Here is an 18,035-nt window from a genome sequence, read left to right as displayed (position 1 = left end):
ACTTCCGGTGCCGGGGGCGGCGTGGCTCGCGGCTTCTCGGCTTCTCGGCTTACTCGGCTATGGGGCGAGCGCGTCGAGAGTGGAGCGGAGGCGGGTGAGGGCGGCGGGCAGCTCGGTGAGCGGGGGTGTGGCGAGGGCGAGACGGACGGCGTTGGGGTGGTGGGGGGTGGTGGCGAAGGCGTCGGCGGTGGAGATCAGGATGCCCTCGGCGGCAAGGGCGGCGGCCACCTGATCGGGGCGCTGGTGGGGTTCGAGGGTGAGCCAGAGGATGTAGGAGCCGGGGTGGGCGGTGATGCCCAGGCCGGCGAGGGCGGTGCGGGCGACGGCCTGCCGCGCGGCGGCGTCCGTACGGCGCTCCCGTTCCAGGCGGGCGACCGTGCCGTCCGCGAGCCAGCCGGTGGCGAGGGCGGTGATCAGGCCGGGCGCACCCCAGGCAGCCGTGCGCAGTCGGGTGGTCGCGGCCCGCAGCAGGCGGTCCGGCAGGACGGCGAAGCCGAACCGCAGACCCGGCGCCACGTTCTTCGACAGGCCGGCCACGTAGCAGGTGCGTTCGGGCGCGAGGGCGTGCAGGGGCGGGGGCGGTGTGGCCTCCAGGAAGGCGTACGTGCCGTCCTCGATCAGCGTGCAGCCGTGCTCGGCGGCCAGGCCGGCCAGGCGCTCGCGCCGCGCCCGGTCGAGCACCCAGCCGAGCGGGTTGTGGACGGTCGGCATGGTGTACACCGCGCGCACCGGGCGGGCGCGGCAGAGCCGGTCGAGTGCGTCGAGGTCCGGGCCCGCGTCGAGGTCCGGGCCCGCGGGGGTGATCGGGACGGGCGCCAGGTCCAGCCCGTGCGCGGCGGCGAGCAGCTTGATACCGGGATAGCTGAGCGCGTCCACGGCCAGGACGTCCCCGGGGCGGGTGAGGGTGCGCAGGACGCAGTCCAGCGCCTGCTGCGCCCCGCTGGTGAGCAGTACGTTCTCCGGCGCCGTGTCGACGCCGCGGTCCAGCAGGTACCTGGCCACCGCCGCCCGGTCGTGCCGGTGGCCGCCCGGCGGGTGCTGGCGCAGCAGCGCCTCCGCATCGCCCGAGGAGGCGAGGGCGCGCAGGGCCTGCCGCAGCAGGTCGCCCTGACCGGGGGCGAGCGGCTGGTTGAAGGAGAGGTCCGCCACCCGGGGTACCGGGAGCGCGCGGGAGGGCTCGAGGCCGTCGTAGCCGGAGCGCACCCGGACGAAGGTGCCCCGGCCCTGCTCGCCCACCACCAGTCCGGCGGCGGCCAGTTCGGCGTAGACCCGGGTGGCGGTGGCCAGGGCGACCCGCCGTTCGCGGGCCAGGGCGCGGTGGGCCGGCAGCCGGGTGCCGGCCGGGAGCGCACCGGAGCGGATGGCCGTCGCGTACTCGTCGACGATCGCCTTGTAGGAGGGCGGTCGCACCGGTCACCTGCCGTTCCTGGGGTGGCGTGTACGGGAGCACGGACCGGGAGTGTATCCAGGACAATAACTGGATTGTCATGGATGGGTGTTCCTAGCCTCGACACATCCAGCAGCGAGGCCGGCCGGGCCAGCAGCGAAGCCGGGAACGGAGCACGCGCCCATGACCATCCGCAGCGAGCGGGACCAGCACGTCGTCACCCTCACCATCGACCGGGAGAGGAAGCTCAACGCCCTCGACTACCCGACGATCGACGCACTGCTCGCCGAGCTCGACCGCATCGACGCCGACGAGACCGTCCGCGCCGTCATCCTCACCGGCGCCGGGCAGCGGGCCTTCAGCGCGGGCGCCGACATCCCGTCCCTGGCCGCCAGCATCGCCGGTGGGCCCGAACGGGCGCTGCGCGAGTTCGTCCGGCGCGGCCACACCCTCACCCGGCGGATCGAGGAGTTCCCCAAGCCCGTCATCGTGGCCGTCAACGGACTTGCGTACGGTGGTGGTTGCGAGATCACCGAGGCCGCGCCACTCGCCGTCGCCGCCGAGCACGCGACCTTCGCCAAGCCGGAGATCTCGCTCGGATTCCCGCCGCCCTTCGGCGGCACTCAGCGGCTGCCGCGCCACGTCGGCCGCAAGCGCGGCCTGGAGATGATCCTCACCGGCGACCCGGTCCCGGCCGCCCGCGCCGCCGGGATCGGCCTGGTCAATGCGGTCGTTCCGGCAGGTGAACTGCTGCACACCGCACGGGACTTGGCCGACCGTATCACCCGGCACGCCCCCACGGCGGTGGCCGCCTGCCTGCGGGCCGTGACCCGGGGCGTCAACCTTCCGATCGACGAGGGACTCGCGGTCGAGGCAGCGACCTTCGCGGCGACCGTAACGACCGAGGGCGTACGGGACGGGGTGCGGCGTTTCCTGGACCGCACGTCCGCCTCCCGCTGAGGGAGCCACGGCCGGCGGGACCGGTGGCGCTGCCCGAGCCGACCCCCGTGGTTCGGGCGGCGTCACGGTCCTGCATCAGCACGCCGGTCCGTGCGCCGGGCGAACGGACCGGTCGTGGGGGCCCAGGAGGTCAGCAGGCTCCCGGGTGCGCCGCCGGGAGGGCGGCGTCGTCTCCGCAGTGGGCGGCGACGGTGTCGGCGAAGGCGCGGGCGAGGGGGCAGAGGTTGTCCCAGTCGCGGATGGCCCAGCCGGCGGTGAGGGCCGGGAGATCGGGGAGCGGGAGCAGCCGCAGGCCGGGGTGGCCGGGGCCCTGCCACTGGGGGAGCGCGGGGACGACGGCGTGGCCGAGGCCGAGCTCGGCGAGCAGGATCGCGGTGTCCCAGTCCGCGACGCTGGTGTCGAAGACCGGCCGGATGCCCGACTTCCCCAGCCAGGAGTCGAGTTGGGAGCGGGCGACGGAGTTCTGCGGCAGCCCGATCAGCCGGGCGTCCTGCAGGTCGGCGGGTTCGATGCGGGCCCTGGCGGCGAGCGGGTCGCCCGCCGCGACGGCCAGGACCCACGGCAGGTCGACGACCGGCCGCTGGTCGATGCCGCGGGCCTGCGTGCCGAGGGTGATCCAGGCGAGGTCGACCCGACCGGCGGTGAGCGCCTCCAGACAGCTGCGGCTGGAGACCTCGGTCTGGAACTCCAGGCTGACGTGCGGGAAGCGCCGGCGGAAGGCCACCACGGCCGCGGACATGAAGTGCCGGATACTGGTGGCGCCGGTGGTGATCCGGACGGATCCTCCTTCGCCGCGCGCGAGTTCGGCGATCCGGTGCAGCGCGTGGTCGATGCCACCGAGGCCGGTGGCGACGGCGGCCTGGAGCAGGCGGCCCGCCTTGGTGGGCACCACCCCGCGCGGGTGCCGCTCGATCAGGGAGAGCCCGAGCTCGCGTTCGAGGCGCTTCACGTGCTGGCTGACCGCGGACTGGGTGCAGTGGAGGTCACGGGCGACGGCGCTGAGCGAGCCGGCCCGGCAGACCGCGGCGAAGACGCGGAGGTCGTCAATGGTCACGGAGATCCAAGGTATCGCTTGGAGGTGTCCCAGCAAACCGGTGGATTGACTTGGGTGTTCGGCGGGTCGATCATCGTTTCCGGGCCCAGGGCGGCAACCCGCCCGCTGCCTTCGCGGCGTTCCGGACGCAAGAGGCGGGGGCGCGGGCGGGTGTCGACCCGCATGGATGCACATTGATGCAACAAGACACGTGACGTGCAACAGAATGGGGAACGGTCATGCGGTACGCCGACGGTCCGGGTGTGCACTGTGAGGTGTTCGTCGAGGCACCGGTGGAACGGGTGTGGGAGCTGGTGACCGACATCGCCCTGCCCACCCGGCTCAGCCCGGAGCTCCACCGCGTCGCCTGGCTGGACGGCGCGGACCGCCCCGCGCCGGGCGCCCGCTTCGAGGGCCACAACCACCGCGCGAACATGCCCGACTGGCGGACGGTCTCCGAGGTGATCGAGCTGACCGACCCGACCGCGGACGCGACGGACCCGGCCGACGCCCGCACCTTCGCCTGGGCCGTAATGGACGCGGACGGCCGCTACGGCGAGCCGGTGTCCGAGGTGACCGGCTCGCTGGCGCGGTGGCGTTTCGACCTCACCCCCGAGAACGGCGGCACCCGGCTGCGCCAGTCGGTGGAGATCGGCCCGGGCCGCAGCGGCCTCAGCTCCTACATCGAGGCCAAGCCGGAGGCCGAGGAGAAGATCGTCGAGTTCCGACTCGGCGAACTGCGCAAGGGCATGACGGCCACCATTGAAGGCCTCAAGTCGCTGGCCGAGCAGGGGGATTAGGTCGGTCGGACCAGCGGGGGCCGGCGCGAGCCGTCGGCCCTCAGTCGGCCACCCGGCCACCCGGCCACCCGTGCGGCGCAGCGCGAGCCGGGAGATGATAAACAGCTGTTGAGGGAAAGGTGGGATGTTTTGCCTGTCGGGCAACGCCGTCCACGTCCTGATGCGCCGACGATGCGCCGAGCGGGCCCCGAGCGGGCCCCGAGCGGGCCCCGAGCGGAGGAGAGCGAGCACCCCCATGACCACCCTGTCCGGCACCGTGCCCGCCGGGGGGCTGTTTCAGCCCGCGTTGATCAGCGTGGCCGGGAGGTAGCCGGAGGTTATGCCGAGCTCCCATCCGTGGACCTGGACGGCGAGTGCGGCGAGGGCGATCGGGACGACCGGGAGCAGGGTGCGGGGCCAGGCCGTCGCGGGAGTGCTGTTGCGGTGTTGGGCGAGGCGGGCGGTGAGCGCCTCCTCGAAGGCTGCCCGGTCGTCGTCCAGCAGGACCCGCAGCAGCTGCTGGTCGGGGCTCAACCCGGTCGCCCAGGACTCGCCCGCGGCCTCCAGGGCCCGGGCGGCCGCCGCGCGCTCCGCGGTGTCCGGCTTGCGCAGTCGGGCGGGGGCGACCCGCGGCGAGTGTCGCGTCTCCACGACACCGAGGTAGGCGCAGAGCGCGTCCATCTCGGCGAGGCTCGCCGGGTCGGAGACGGAGGTGCGGTCCGAGAACGGCAGCCGGTCGTGGATCGAGGGCGCGTAGTCCTCCGTCAGCAGCGGCCCGAACATCCGGTCCTCGTCCCGGATCAGGCCGCTGATCACGCACATCGCGAAGGCTTCCACCCAGGTGCCCGCCTTGGGCGCGAAGTCCACGGTGGCACCGAAGCTGATGTCGTCGCTGTCCAGCGTCTCCCCGATGTACGGGAAGGGGACCTGGAAGTCACCCCGGGGGAAGCAGCCGAGCTGGAGCACGCCGAGGGCGCACTCGGCCGCCGTCCGCAGGGCCGCGCGGGCGTCGGCGCCGGCCAGCGCCGGATCCTCCAGGGTGAGGGCGCCGAGGTGGTCGAGCAGCTCGGCGCCCATCGCACGGACGGACTTGATGGTCAGTTCGTCCTCGATGTCGTACCAGTGGCCGAGGACCCGGCCACGGACGTCCCCCAGAGCGTCCCGGATCCGCTGGTGGACCACCGTGTGGCACGTCACTTCCACCATGTGCTGCTGTCTCCTCGTCGGTGGTGCGGTCATTCGTCCGCGATCTTGTGCTGACGGAGGGGTACGCTAGCAGTGGCCTCTGACAGGTGAGCGTGGGCGCGGGCCCGGCCCTCCAGGGCCGGGACGGCCCGTACGGTCTGTCGGTGTGGAGCGTTACGTGGGTCGCTGCTGCTGTTCGATGTACTGCTTGTCGAAGGCGCCGGGAGGACACGCCACTTCAAGCTGAACACTCCTCGCCGGTACCTGGTCACGAGGACCGAGTCGACGTGCAAGGCCGTGACGACTGTCCTGCCGCGCCCGGGGTGTGGGGCGTTGTCAGCGCCTGCGGGTAGGTTCTCGTCCCAGGTCTGCTCGGCCTGCGGGATCAAGGGCGGCCCCGAGCCCCTGATTCCCGCGATTCCCGGAGCTCAGAGGCTGCGGGCCTGTGCGGTCGGGCGGGCCTCCGTGGTCGCGTGGAGGTGGATCAGCGCGTCGTAGGTCGGGCCGATCGCGAGGCGGGGGAGCGGGTCGTCGCGGAACTCCGTACCGGCGTCATAGGTCGGACGGGCGGTGCCCAGCCAGGCGCGGGTGGCCGGCGGGGCGGAGCGCAGGTCGACGTAGTAGTCGCGGTGGCGCACCCGGTCAAGGGTGTACTCGTTCATGTCGGCGGTGGCCGGCGGAACGGTCACCTTCTTCCACGCGGGAGCGAAGGGAGCGTCCTTGGTGAGGAAGGAGCCGCGGTCGAAGGTGAAGCCGATGGAGAGGTAGCCCGCTCCCAGGGCGTCACGCAGGTAGGAGCCCTGGGTCCTGGGGTACAGCACGGGGTCGCTGGACCGGTACCCGACGTGGCCGTTGTGCGCCGAGAGCAGCATCCTGCTGCCGGTGCGGCGCTGCCACCACAGGGCGTTGTCGGTCATGGCCCGGTCGCGGAAGTGCTCCTTCTCGGCCAGGTCGGCCGGGTCGTCGAGGTCCACGGCGGTGAAGGCGAAGGTCTGGGCGATGCTGCGGGCGTTCTGCAGCGCCCACTCGTACGCCTCGCCGCCCCCGCCCTCGGCCGCGGTGACCAGCTCCAGCGTCCGCTGCGCCACTGCGGCATTGGTCCGCCGCTCGGCGAGCGGCGTCGTGGTCAGGTACGTGATGGCGTCGTCGAACGGGCGCAGGCCGGCGTACAGCTGCTCCAGGCGGGGCAGCGACTCGGGCGCCGCGTCCCGGACGTAGCCGGTCACCCGGTCGAAGAGCTGGTCGCCGATCGACGGGAAGTCCAGGTCGTCGCCGACGAAGTGGACCGGGCGCCCGGGGTGTTCGCGGTTGTGGGAGCGCATCCAGTCGATCAGGTCGGCGAACTCCTGCCGATCCCACGGGGATCCGCCCATCGTCTCCTGGACGAGTCGCCGGGCGTCGCCGCCGGTGCGGCCCTGGACGTAGTCGTCGACGCGCAGGCCCGAGGACCAGCTGGTCTCCAACGCGAAGGCGGTGAAGCCCTTCTCCTCGACGAGGTAGCGCAGGACGCGCTGCTTCATGGTGAAGAACTCGTGGGTGCCGTGCGTGGCCTCGCCGAGCCCCACCATCGTGGCGTCGCCGATCATGGCGCCCAGCGCCCGCAGGTCGGTTTCCCGGCCGCCGGCCTCGGTGCTTCGCAGCGGGTAAGCGATGGCGTCCAACTCCCCGACCACGGCAGAGGATTGACGCTGCGTCGCATCCGCGGACCGGTCCGGCGGCTGGTCCGCAGCCGCCACGGTGGCCGGGGCGAACAGGGCGGTGGTCGCCATGGCTGCCGTGGCGGCCAACAGGGACCGTCGGCCGATGTGCGTGCCGCGTGCGGTCATTCTCGACTGCTCCTCGAGATCGGTGGAGTCGTTCGCCGGCGAACGCCGGTAGACGAATCGTCGATCATCGAGGAGCGTTGGCGCGCTGAGGGATTCCGCCGAGTCGAGCCGGGGGGTAACCCCCGGGTGCCTGGTGCGACCCGGTCGGTCGGGTTGCGGCCCGGTCGGTCAGAGGGAGTCGGCGCGGTGGGTGGGCCGCCCGTCCAGGACGGTGAGCAGGACGGGGAGTTCGGCCAGTTCGGTGGCCGGGGTGGTGAGCGGGTCGGCGGCCGCCACGGTGAGGTCCGCGCGGTGGCCGACGGCGATCCGGCCCGCCAGCTGTTCCTCGCCGGCCGCGTGGGCGGCGTTCACGGTCATCGCCCGCAGCGCCTCCAGGGCGGTGAGCGCCTGGCCGGGGTTGTGCGGGGGCCGGTCGAGGTCGCGGGTGGGGCGGCGGTGGCGGGCGCCCGCCATGACGCCCAGCGGCGGATAGGGGGCGATCGGCCAGTCCGAGCCGAGGACGACGGTCGCGCCCGCGTCCCACAGGTCGCGGCAGCGCCAGGCGCGGTCGGCCCGCTCCTCGCCGAGGCGGCGGGACCAGTTGTCGGTGTGGTCGGCCCGGGTGAAGTCGCAGCAGTGCGTGGGCTGCATGGAGGCGGTCACGCCCAGCTCGGCGAAGCGCCGTACGACCTCGTCGGGGACGGTCTCGATGTGTTCGATCCGGTGCCGGACGGGAGACGCTCCCCCGCCCGGTGCCCTCGTGTCGGACGCCCGCCTGCCCGACGCCTGCGCGCCCGACGCCTTCTCGATCGAGTCGAGCGCGTGCCGGACGGCGGCGTCGCCGATGGCGTGGGTGGCGGTCGGCACGCCGGCCCGGTGCAGTTCCCGGATGACGTGGGTGTAGTGCGCGGGGTCGGGCCAGAAGGCGTGGGTGGACTTGCCGTGGCAGTCCGGGTGCTCCAGCCAGGCGGTGCCGTTGTCGATCGTGCCGTCCATGAACAGCTTGACGCCGTCCACCCGCCAGAGCCGTCCGCCCCGGCCCTGCTGCTCGACCAGGGCGCGCAGGCCGTCCGCGTCGACTCCGGGCTGGCACCAGGGCGCGACCCGCAGGCGCAGCGGCAGTTCGCCGGCCTCGTCCAGCTCCGTGTAGAGGTCGAGGCTGTCGCCGTTGGCGTCCATCGCGTGGCCGCCGGTGAGGCCGGTGGCGGCCATGGCGCGCAGTACGGCGGCGAGGCGCTCGCGGCGCTCGGCGCGGGTGGGCTGCGGGGCGGCGCGCTCGACCAGCTCGCAGGCGGCGTCCTCCAGCAGCAGCCCGGTCGGGCGGCCGTCGGCGCCGCAGACCACCTCGGCGGCCTGGTCGAAGCTGCGTGGGCCGTCCACGCCGGCCAGCTCCAGGGCGCGCGGGCTGGCGAGCATGGAGTGGGCGTCGAAGAGCTGGAGCAGCGCCGGGACGCCGTCCAGGACGGGGGCGAGGGCGGCGGACTCCACCGGGCGGTCGCCGAAGACGTTCGGGTCCAGGCCCCAGGCGTGCAGCCAGGCGCCGCGGTCGAGGAGGCGGACCTCGGCGGCGAGGGCGGCGCGGAGGGCGTCCAGGTCGGTGCAGCCGGAGAGGTCCAGGCCGTGGGTGAGCTCGGCGCCGGTGACCGGGTGCAGGTGGCCGTCCACCAGACCGGGGGTGAGCACGGCGCCCTTGAGGTCGATCACGGTGGTCGCGGGGTCGGCGAGTTCGCGGACCGTGCGGTCGTCGCCGAGGGCGGCGATCCGGCCGTCCACGACGGCGAGCGCGGTCTGCGGGAGGAATCCGCCGGAGGCGGGGTCGAGCAGGTGGGCGGAGAGGAGGACGAGGGAGGTGCGCACTTCGGCTCCAGCGCTGGTGCGGGGTGGGGGAGTCGGGGCCGGGACCGGCCGTGTCGGGGGTTTCGGTGGGGGCGGCGGAGGCTTTCGGTGGGGTGCCGGGTGCCGGGGACGGGGTCAGGGCTGCTCGGCGCCGGTGGCTTCGGTGGCCAGGGCGCCTTCGGCCAGGCCCAGTTCGCGCTCGGCGGTGGCGGCGGCGAGCCTGGTGACGGCGGACGGGTGGTTGCCCAGCCCGGTGTTGGCGTGGCCGGCCAGGCCGTCGATCACCACGAGGATCCGAACCGCCGTCAGTACTGGGTCCCCGGTGCGGAATTCGCCCTGTTCGACCCCGGACGCGATGACGCCGCTGAGCCGGCCGCGCCAGTCCTTCTCCTGGTCGAGCACGCGGTCGCGCAGGACGGGGCGGTAGCGGCTGAGGTGGCGGGCGTTGAGCCAGAGCCGGCTCATGTCGTCGTAGGCCGGGCCGGTGGCGCGGGCGAAGAAGCGGGCGAGGTGGTTCAGCGGGGACCCGTCCTGCGGGTCGGCGGGCAGCAGCGTCTCCAGCTCGGCGGTGGCGGCGCTGCCGAAGGCCTCGGCGACGAGGTCCTCCACGGCGGGGAAGTAGTGGCTGATCAGGCCCGGCCGGACATCGAGTTGCTCGGCGATCCGGCGCAGGGTGATGCACTCCAGGCCCTCGGTGAGGGCGACCTCGGCCGCGGCCCCGACGATCTCCGCCCGCCGGTCTTCGGGGGACTTGCGAACCCTTTTGCGCTGAACGCTTGACGTCATGTGCCGGATGCTATTGAGTGTGCGACCAATAAGCAAGCAGGTGGGCACGACACCCCCCATGGAGGGCCCCCAATGGCATCCACGCTCCCGGACCACCCCCACAGATCACCGGACCTCTCCCCGCACACCGCCGCCCCGCACCAGCAGGAACGGAACGGTCGGGTCGAGGTCCACGGCATCGACCACATCCCCGAAACCGAGCGACGCGGCCACGCCCGCGAACTCTTCTCCGTCTGGGCGGCGGCCAACGTCAACTACCTCAACCTGGTCGTCGGCGGTGCCCTCGTCCTGACCGGCCTCAGCCTCTGGCAGGCCTTCGCGGTGGTCGTCGCCGGCAACCTGTTCTGGCTCGGCGCCGGCCTGCTCGCGGTCTCCGGACCGGCCGCCGGCTCGCCCAGCGAGGTCATCACCCGCGCGATGTACGGGGTGCGCGGCAACCGCGTGAACAACGCGGTCACCGGCTGGATGATCTCCGTCTGCTACTTCGCGCTGAACCTCGCCGCGGCCGCCGTCGCCGCCTTCTCGCTCGTCGAGCGGGTCGGGATCACCCCCACAACCCCGATCAAGATCGCCATCGTGATCGCGATCGTCGTGGTCACGCTCACCATCAGCGTCTACGGACACGCCGTGATCGTCCGGCTCTACCTGCCGATCACCCTCGCGCTCACCGCGGCCTTCGCGGTCGTGGGGTACGCGATCGTCCGGCACGCCGACTTCGGCTGGACCCAGCCCGAACCGCTCACCGGCGGCCGGCTGTGGGCGGCGGTCCTGGCCGGCGTCACCCTGATCGCCTCCGGCCCGCTCTCGTACACCACCAGCGCCGACTTCTCCCGCTACCTGCCCGCGACCACCTCCCCGCGCGCCGTCCTCGGCTGGACGGCCCTCGGCGGCTTCCTGCCCAGCGTCGCGGTCGGCGGGCTCGGGGTGCTCGGCGCCACCGCGGTCGACATGACCGACCCGCAGGCCGCCTTGCAGAAGATCCTGCCCGGCTGGTTCAACCCGGTCTTCCTGCTTGCCCTGGTCGTCGGCACCATCGCGGTCAACGCCCTCACCGCCTACAGCGCCGGCCTCGCCCTCCAGGCCGTCGGCATCCGCATCCGCCGCACCCTCAGCGTGCTGGTGGACGGCGCGGTCGCGGTCGCGCTGACCCTCTACGCGCTGCTGGTCTCCAACTTCCTCGACACCGTCAGCAACGTCCTCCAACTGACCGTCGTCCTGCTCGGTCCCAGCACCGCGATCTACGCCGCCGACATCCTGCTGCGCCGCAACCGCTACGACGGCCACGCCCTGGGCGACGAGACCCCCGGTAGCCGGTTCTGGTACCGGGCGGGCTTCAACCCCGCCGGCGCCCTCGCCCTCGCCGGCGGCGTGGCGAGCGCGGCCCTCTGCGTCGACACCCTCTACACCGGCCCGGTGGCCGCCCTGACCGGCGTCGACCTGGCCCTGCCGGTGGGCATGGTGGTGGCGGCTGCCGCGTACGCCCTGCTGATGCGCCGTCGCGTGTGACGAGGGGCGGGGCCGGCCGAAAAGGAAACGGCAGGGAGACCGCACTCCCTGCCACTACCAGGCTATAGCGCACCCGGGGGCTTGCGGCAAGGCCCCGGTCACCCCGCAGAATCGATGGTCGAAAGGCCATGACCTGCGAAAACGGGAGTCGTGAAATGCGCGTGTTGTTGACGACATGGGGATCGCGCGGAGATGTCGAACCGCTGGCGGCCCTGGCGGCGGCGCTGCAGGGGCTCGGTGCGGAGGTGCGGGTGTGCGCGCCGCCGGACGAGGAGTTCGTGGACCTGCTGGCACGGATCGGAGTGCCGCTGGTGCCACTCGGCCCGACGGTACGCTCGGTGGTCGCCGGTCCGAAGCCGCCGACGGCGCAGGACGCCTTCCGGCTCGCCCCCGAGCTGGTCGCCGCGCGGTTCGACACGCTCACCGCGACGGCCGAGGGATGCGACGTGCTCCTGGCGACCGGCCTGATGCCGGCCGGTGCGCGGGACGTGGCCGAGTACCTCGGCATCCGCTACGTGCTCGCGTGCTTCCACACCCTCGGACTGCCGTCGCGGCACTTCCGGCCAGGGGCACGGCCGGGCACACCCTCCCCGCAGGACGAGACCGACCACCGGGTGCTGTGGGAACAGGACGCCCAGCGGGTGAACGCGCTGTACGGCGGGGCCCTCAACCGCCACCGTGCGTCGCTCGGCCTTCCACCGGTCGACAACGTCCGCGACCACGTCCTCACCGACCGGCCGTGGCTGGCGGCGGACCCCGGGCTCTGCCCGTCGCAGGGCATGACGGAGCTCTCCCCGGTGCAGACCGGCGCGTGGATCCTGCCCGACGACCGCCCGCTGCCGGCCGACCTGGAGACCTTCCTGGCAGCCGGTGAGCCACCCGTGTACGTGGGCTTCGGCAGCATGGCCGCGCACGCCCCGGAAGGCATCGCCCGGGTCGCGATCGAAGCGGCCCGCACCCACGGCCGTCGGGTGGTCCTCGCCCGAGGCTGGGCAGGGCTGGCCCCGGTCGACGACCGGGACGACTGCCTGGTCGTCGGCGAGGTCAACCAGCAGGCGCTGTTCCGCCGCGTGGCCGCCGTCGTCCACCACGGTGGGGCGGGCACCACCACGGCGGCGGCCCGGGCCGGCGCGCCCCAGGTGGTCGTGCCCCGGATCGCGGACCAGCCGTACTGGGCAACCCGCGTGGCCGAGTTGGGCATCGGCGCGGCCCACCTCGACCCCGCGCCGACCGTCGGCTCCCTGTCCGCCGTGCTCGCCACGGCCCTGGCGCCCGAGACCCGCGCACACGCGGAGACCGTGGCCGGCACGATCCTCACCGACGGGGCGACGGTGGCCGCGAAGCTGCTGTTCGAGGCCGTGGCCGGCCAGGAACGGCCCCACGGATCCGAGTGAAACTCCCGCGGAACCGGTCGGCGAGTGCACCCGTCGGCGGGTGAACCAGCCGGTGCCGACGAGGCGGGGGAGCGGCCGCCTGAGCCGGGCGAGTTCCGCTCCGGACCATCCTCCGGCCGGTCTCCGTCCGGCCTACGTGCGGTCTCCGTCCGGCCTCTGTGTGGTGTCCGTCCGGCCTTCGTTCGTTCGGTCGGGGGGCGCATGACAGCCCGGACAGGGCCGGGTCCGGCACCGATCCGACGACCGGGCTCCGGCCGTCGGCGGCGTCGGTTAGGGTGCCCACCGGCGCGCCCGGCCACCGCAGGCCGGCGCGAGGGGAGGGCGGTATGACCGACGGAACGCGCGAGGGAGCCGGGAAGGACGGCGACGGCATCCAGTGGCTCGCGGAATTCGGTCGGCCGGGCACCGGCCTGCCCGGAACAGGAAGGCCCGACGCGGACGGTGAGGTCGGCGGTGTGGTGTTCGCCCGGGGGATCCCGCCGGAGGAACTCGCCCGCCGGATGGGCGCCGACCCGACTGCCGGGACCGCGCCGATCAGCGGCGCCGAGATCCGGGCCCTGGACATCGACGTCTACCGCCCCGGCGACGACAGCGACGGTGTGATCCGGGTCGGCGAGTGCGGCGGCTGGTCGTTCGCGATCGAGTACGGCGACTCCACCGGCGGCGAACTGCTCACCGAGATAGCGCGCGACGGTGTCGAGGTCGTCCACTTCCGCCCGATGCCGGAGCAGCCGCCGGCACTGCTCGACTACGCCCGGGACGGCGCCGTGCTGTGCGGCTTCGGCCTCGGCGAGGAACGCTGGCGCTGGGGCCAGGAGCCCGACCTGCTGGTGCCGGACCTGGTCGCTGCGAGGGTCCTGGAAGCGGACGGTGTCACCCCCGCCGGTGTCGACGGGGCAGGCGGCGCCGGCGCCGAGGCCGCCCGCCGCCGCACCCTCGGCGCCGTCGAGCGGCGCTTCGGGTTGAGCCTGCCCCGGGCCGCCTTCGACGGGCTGCGCCTGCGGGCGTACGCCGTCCGGGGCACACCGGGGATGGAGCCGGGGTGAGGCGCGGGCGCTCGCGGCGACGGAGGCGGTGAACCCGGCGATCACCGCGATCACCGCGGCCATCACTGTGATTACCGCGAACAGGATGGACATCACCGTCATGGCCGGGCTCCTTCCCGGGCCCCACGGCGGGGCTCCGATGACTGTCATCCTTGCGCCCTGCCCGTCTTTGCACATGTGCCGATCGGGAGGTTCCCGGGCCGGAATTCTCGGTGAGACCCTGCCGATTGGCAGGGTCAGTTACCTCTCTGCTGAACTGTGAGGAGGCTCCGCGCAGAAGGAATCCGCCATGCACGTGGTGTTGTCCACCATCGATCCCTCCCTGGAGAACGCGCTCGTGGACCGGGGCCAGCGGGTGCTGGCCGTCATTCCGGCCGCCGAGCTGGCGAACCGCTCCGACTCCGCCCGGTACGGGCTGTGCGCCGTCAAGGACTGGGACGACTACACCCGACTGGCCCTGCTCGCGCGGGAATTGGAACCACAAGGAATCGCGTCGGTGTCCACCGGGGACGAGTGCTGCCTCCGCGCGGCCGCCGTCCTCAGGGCGTTCCTGGGCCTGCCCGGGCAGTCGCTCGCCTCGGCGGTAGCGGCGACCGACAAGGCGGTCATGAAACGGGCACTCGCGGCGGCCGGCGTCCCGGTGGCGGACAACCTGCGGGCGGGCACCCCGGAGGACATCGCCGCGGCCGGTGACGCACTCGGCTGGCCCGTCGTGGCCAAACACCGGTACGGCTTCGCCACCCTGCACACCCACCTCGTACGCAGCCGCGAGCACCTCGCCGAACTCCACGCCCGCCGGGCCTTCGGACCGCTCGCCGGGCTCCCGGCGGGCTTCGCGGCCTCCGCCGTCGGCCGGGGGCTGGACCGGGCCCCCGGCGGGATCCTGGTCGAACGGGCCGTCCCGGTCGCGGCCGAGTACCACTGCGAGCTGCTCCGGAACGAGAGCCGCGAACTGTACTGCCTCCCCGGCCGGTACCCGGCCCCGCTGCTGGGAACCGACGACGGCGACGGCATGGCACCCGCGATCGGCTCGGTACTGATGGACGACTCCGACGGCGAGGAGGCCGCGCGCGTCCGGGAGTTGGCGCGGGCCGCCGCCGACGCCCTGGGCCTCGTCACCGGGTTCGCGCACGTGGAGGTCCTGCGGGACACCACCGGAGCCTGGTACCTCGGCGAGATCGGCCTGCGCCCGGGCGGCAACATGATCCCCCACCTGCTGCGCCTGCAGCACGGCATCGACGTCGCCGCCCTCCTGGCCGACCTGGCCCAGGGCCGACCGCCGTCGATCCCCTGGCGCACCGGCCGCCCGGTGGCCTGGGCGGCGGTCCCGGCCGCACCGGGGAGACGGATCACCGGCGTGCCCGGCGCGGAGGAGATCAGCGGCCTGCCCCACGTGACGGACGCGATCGCCGTGGTCCGGCCCGGCACGGTGGTCGACGGCCCGCTGAGCAGCCTGACGGCGGCCGGGCACGTCTTCTGCACCGGCGCCACCCCCGCCCGGGCCGCCGCCCACGCGGCCGAGACGGCGGCGACCTGGGCACGCGCGATCACGACCGAGCCGACTGCTGCAGGGTGAGGCGCGCTGTGCGGGTCGACATGTCGCCCCAGGCCATGGGCCTTTGGCACGTGGCGGGGCGGGCCGAGGAAGCGTCGGCGATGACGTGGGTCAGGGAGAAGTCGTCTGCGATGAGTTCCGCTCATGCGATGAGCTCCACTCATGCGGTGAGTGCGGCGATGCGATGAGTTCCGCTCATGCGACAAGCGCCGGCCACCTCATGAGTGCGGCTCATGTCGCGGGCGCGGGGCGACCGGCAACCGGATGTTCCAGGGGTGCCTCCGGCTCTGAGCTGCGGCCATGGAATTCTCGTCGGGCTGGGGCGTCGGACCGGTGTTCGGCGGCCGGGAGCCCGTTGTCGAGATCAGTGGTTCGGTGCCGACCACGCGTGATGCCCAGCAGGTGGCGGAGATCCTCTTCAGGTGGGCCGGCGGGTGCGCAAGCAGTCCTGGACGGAGTTCGAGGCCGAGCACACGTACGCCCGGTTGTCGGTGCTCCCGCTGGACCCGGTGGTCTTCACGGGCGAGATCGCGATCGGCGGGGTCACCGAGTTGATCGAGACCTTCGGCCGGATCGGCCACCGCTGCACCGTCGAGGTCCGCCCGCCCGCTGGATCTTGATCACCTGGAGCGGCAGCAGCGGTTGCCCGATTCCTGCCCGGTGCTCGGTGAGGTGGCGGTGGACGGCGTCGATCACGCCCCAGTCTCCGGTGCGGGAATCGGGCCGCTCGCCCCGCCGGTCCTCCGGCCCGTCGGCGTCCACGCTGTCGTAGCCGGCGTGGCCGCTCCCGCCGCGCGCGGTGGTGTCGTTGCTCAACTCGCCCTCCGTGGCACGGTTTCGGCGCCCGGTGCGGGCGGACGGCGGTAAGGGTGCCACCGGGCGGGCCGGTTGAACCCTCACCCGGCTGGCCGGTGGCAGGGCGGGCGGCGCGCGCCGCCCGTCCGGAGGTTTCCGGCAGGCAGCGGGGGGTCTCGGCGCCTAGGGTCTGTGGTGCGTCGACCGGGCCGCGCGCCGGGTGTACGCCGTCTCGCCACGCGCCCGCCGCACGCCGGGGTGACCGGCCGACCCGAGAGGTGGACCCGCCCCATGCACACCGTCGTCCGTGGCGCCGGAGCGCTCGGCCTGACCGCGCTGCTGCTCACCGCCACCACCGGCTGCCAGGGCGACGGTTCGTCCGCCGCCGAGCCCGCGCCCACCTCCCCGGCCGGCGCCTCCCCGGCTACGGGCACCTCCTCGGCCTCCGGCACCCCCGCGATCGCCACCGGGGCGGGCGCCCAGAAGCTGAACTGGCACGCCTGCCCCGCCCCCAACACCGCCCAGGGCAGCGGCACCGCGCCCGCCGCCGACTGGCAGTGCGCCACCCTCAAGGCGCCGCTGGACCACGGCAAGCCGGACGGCGCGACGATCGACCTCGCGCTGGTCCGCAGCAAGGCCAAGGACGAGCAGCACCGGATCGGCTCACTGCTCTTCAACTTCGGCGGCCCCGGCGCCTCCGGCGTGGCCGACCTGCCGGCTTTCGCCCCGCTCTACGCCTCCCTCAACACCCGCTACGACCTGGTGAGTTTCGATCCGCGCGGGGTCGGTGCCAGCGCCGGGGTGGAGTGCCTGGACGACCAGGCGATGGACGCCACCGCCGCCGTCGACAGCACCCCGGACAACCCGGCCGCGGTGAAGTCCCTGGACGACACCAATGCCCGGTTCGTCGCCGCCTGCGAGCACAACTCGGGTGCGGTGCTGCCGTACGTGGACACCGAGAGCGCCGCCCGGGACATGGACCTCATGCGGCAGGTGCTGGGCGACCAGAAGCTCTCCTACTTCGGCATCAGCTACGGCACCCAGCTCGGCGGCGTGTACGCGCACCTGTTCCCGCAGCAGGTCGGACGGCTCGTGCTGGACTCGGTCGTCGATCCGACCAAGGACCCGCAGCAGTCCGCGCTCGGCCAGGCCCAGGGCTTCCAACTCGCCCTCGACGACTTCATGAAGGCCTGCGCCACACAGGCCGGCACCTCCTGCCCGACCGGCGCCGGCGGCGCCGAGGGCACCGCGATGGTCGCCGCCCTGGTGCAGAAGCTGGAGCAGTCGCCGCTGCCCACGAAGGACGGGCGGCAGCTCACCGAGACCCAGGCGGTCACCGGCATCGCCGGTGCCCTCTACAGCCAGGAGACCTGGCCCGTGCTGGCCGCCGGGCTCACCGAGGCGATGGAGCAGGGCACGGGCACCACGCTGCTTCAGCTCGCCGACGGGCTGAACGGGCGCGACGCGCAGGGGCACTACAGCAACCTGAACGCCGCGAACCGGGCGATCAGCTGCGTGGACGCGCGGCAGCGGTACTCCGACCAGGACGTCCAGCAGCAACTGCCGCAGTTCCAGGCCGCCTCCCCGGTGTTCGGCGCCTACACTGCCTGGGGCCTGACCGGCTGCACCGGCTGGCCCGTCCCGGGCAAGGGTGACCACCCGGAGGTCGCCGCCGCGGGCGCGGCGCCGATCCTGGTGGTCGGCACCACCGGCGACCCGGCCACCCCGGTCGAGGGAGCACACGCGATGGCGCAGCAGCTCGGTGCGGGCGTCGGCGTTACCGTCACGCTGCAGGGAGAGGGGCACGGCGGCTACAACACCGGCAACCCCTGCCTGAAGCAGACCGTGGACGCCTACCTGTTGGACGGCACGGTGCCGGCGGATGGGACGACCTGCAGCTGAGAGCGGGTCGCGTTCCGAAGTGGCCCAATGGAAACGGGGAAGATTGGCTCTGTCGGGCGGTCCACT

Annotated in this window: 14 protein-coding genes; 8 read left to right on the top strand and 6 right to left on the bottom strand. The window is 73.5% G+C overall.

The features are described 5' to 3' along the window. Window positions 1–57 precede the first annotated feature (57 nt). Window positions 58–1,410 (bottom strand): PLP-dependent aminotransferase family protein, encoded by a 1,353-nt coding sequence (locus ACIBEC_RS30190; RefSeq protein ID WP_360502206.1) that lies wholly within the window; start codon window positions 1,408–1,410, stop codon window positions 58–60. A gap of 160 nt (window positions 1,411–1,570) precedes the next feature. On the opposite strand from ACIBEC_RS30190, the gene ACIBEC_RS30185 reads away from it, so the two are divergent. After that, window positions 1,571–2,347 (top strand): crotonase/enoyl-CoA hydratase family protein, encoded by a 777-nt coding sequence (locus tag ACIBEC_RS30185; protein ID WP_360502204.1) that lies wholly within the window; start codon window positions 1,571–1,573, stop codon window positions 2,345–2,347. A 130-nt stretch (window positions 2,348–2,477) separates the two neighbouring features. Here the strand turns inward: ACIBEC_RS30185 and ACIBEC_RS30180 are convergent, their stop codons facing one another. Beyond that, window positions 2,478–3,401: a LysR family transcriptional regulator gene (locus tag ACIBEC_RS30180; protein WP_360502201.1), complete on the bottom strand. Its 924-nt coding sequence runs from the start codon at window positions 3,399–3,401 to the stop codon at window positions 2,478–2,480. Between the two features lie 218 nt (window positions 3,402–3,619). On the opposite strand from ACIBEC_RS30180, the gene ACIBEC_RS30175 reads away from it, so the two are divergent. After that, window positions 3,620–4,180 carry an SRPBCC family protein gene (locus ACIBEC_RS30175; protein WP_360502199.1) on the top strand — a complete coding sequence of 187 codons (561 nt, stop codon included), beginning with the start codon at window positions 3,620–3,622 and terminating at the stop codon, window positions 4,178–4,180. 276 nt (window positions 4,181–4,456) lie between these two features. On the opposite strand, the gene ACIBEC_RS30170 is transcribed toward ACIBEC_RS30175, so the two are convergent. From ACIBEC_RS30170 to ACIBEC_RS30155, 4 genes are all read right to left on the bottom strand, one after another. Next, on the bottom strand, window positions 4,457–5,365 hold the full coding sequence (locus ACIBEC_RS30170; RefSeq protein WP_360502196.1) for an immunity 49 family protein: 909 nt from the start codon (window positions 5,363–5,365) through the stop codon (window positions 4,457–4,459). A 407-nt stretch (window positions 5,366–5,772) separates the two neighbouring features. After that, window positions 5,773–7,170, bottom strand: a complete 1,398-nt coding sequence (locus tag ACIBEC_RS30165) for an erythromycin esterase family protein (protein ID WP_360502193.1) — start codon at window positions 7,168–7,170, stop codon at window positions 5,773–5,775. 168 nt (window positions 7,171–7,338) lie between these two features. Next, the gene (locus tag ACIBEC_RS30160) at window positions 7,339–9,006 is read right to left on the bottom strand and encodes an amidohydrolase (RefSeq protein WP_360502190.1); all 1,668 of its coding nucleotides are present in this window, start codon (window positions 9,004–9,006) and stop codon (window positions 7,339–7,341) included. A 114-nt stretch (window positions 9,007–9,120) separates the two neighbouring features. Next, a complete protein-coding gene (locus tag ACIBEC_RS30155; protein ID WP_360502187.1) occupies window positions 9,121–9,771 on the bottom strand; it encodes a TetR family transcriptional regulator C-terminal domain-containing protein in 651 nt (216 codons plus the stop codon). A gap of 72 nt (window positions 9,772–9,843) precedes the next feature. Here ACIBEC_RS30155 and ACIBEC_RS30150 point away from each other — a divergent pair, with 72 nt between their 5' ends. The 6 genes from ACIBEC_RS30150 (at window position 9,844) to ACIBEC_RS30125 (ending at window position 17,969) form a co-directional block, all read left to right on the top strand. Further along, the gene (locus tag ACIBEC_RS30150) at window positions 9,844–11,277 is read left to right on the top strand and encodes a cytosine permease (RefSeq protein WP_360502184.1); all 1,434 of its coding nucleotides are present in this window, start codon (window positions 9,844–9,846) and stop codon (window positions 11,275–11,277) included. Between the two features lie 155 nt (window positions 11,278–11,432). Then, window positions 11,433–12,671 carry a glycosyltransferase gene (locus ACIBEC_RS30145; RefSeq protein WP_360502181.1) on the top strand — a complete coding sequence of 413 codons (1,239 nt, stop codon included), beginning with the start codon at window positions 11,433–11,435 and terminating at the stop codon, window positions 12,669–12,671. 326 nt (window positions 12,672–12,997) lie between these two features. Beyond that, entirely contained in the window at window positions 12,998–13,717 is a 720-nt protein-coding gene (locus ACIBEC_RS30140) for a DUF6461 domain-containing protein (RefSeq protein ID WP_360502179.1), read from the top strand. Window positions 13,718–14,006: 289 nt separating this feature from the next. Beyond that, window positions 14,007–15,293 carry a hypothetical protein gene (locus ACIBEC_RS30135; protein WP_360502177.1) on the top strand — a complete coding sequence of 429 codons (1,287 nt, stop codon included), beginning with the start codon at window positions 14,007–14,009 and terminating at the stop codon, window positions 15,291–15,293. 413 nt (window positions 15,294–15,706) lie between these two features. Further along, on the top strand, window positions 15,707–15,892 hold the full coding sequence (locus ACIBEC_RS30130; protein ID WP_360502175.1) for a hypothetical protein: 186 nt from the start codon (window positions 15,707–15,709) through the stop codon (window positions 15,890–15,892). Window positions 15,893–16,358: 466 nt separating this feature from the next. Further along, a complete protein-coding gene (locus tag ACIBEC_RS30125; RefSeq protein WP_360502172.1) occupies window positions 16,359–17,969 on the top strand; it encodes an alpha/beta fold hydrolase in 1,611 nt (536 codons plus the stop codon). The last annotated feature ends 66 nt before the right edge of the window (window positions 17,970–18,035 follow it).

Source organism: Kitasatospora sp. NPDC051164 (genome assembly GCF_044455625.1).
In the GTDB taxonomy this organism is placed as follows: Bacteria; Actinomycetota; Actinomycetes; order Streptomycetales; family Streptomycetaceae; genus Kitasatospora.
Note: the sequence above shows the minus strand (reverse complement) of the source record. Positions and strands in the feature narration are given on the sequence as shown.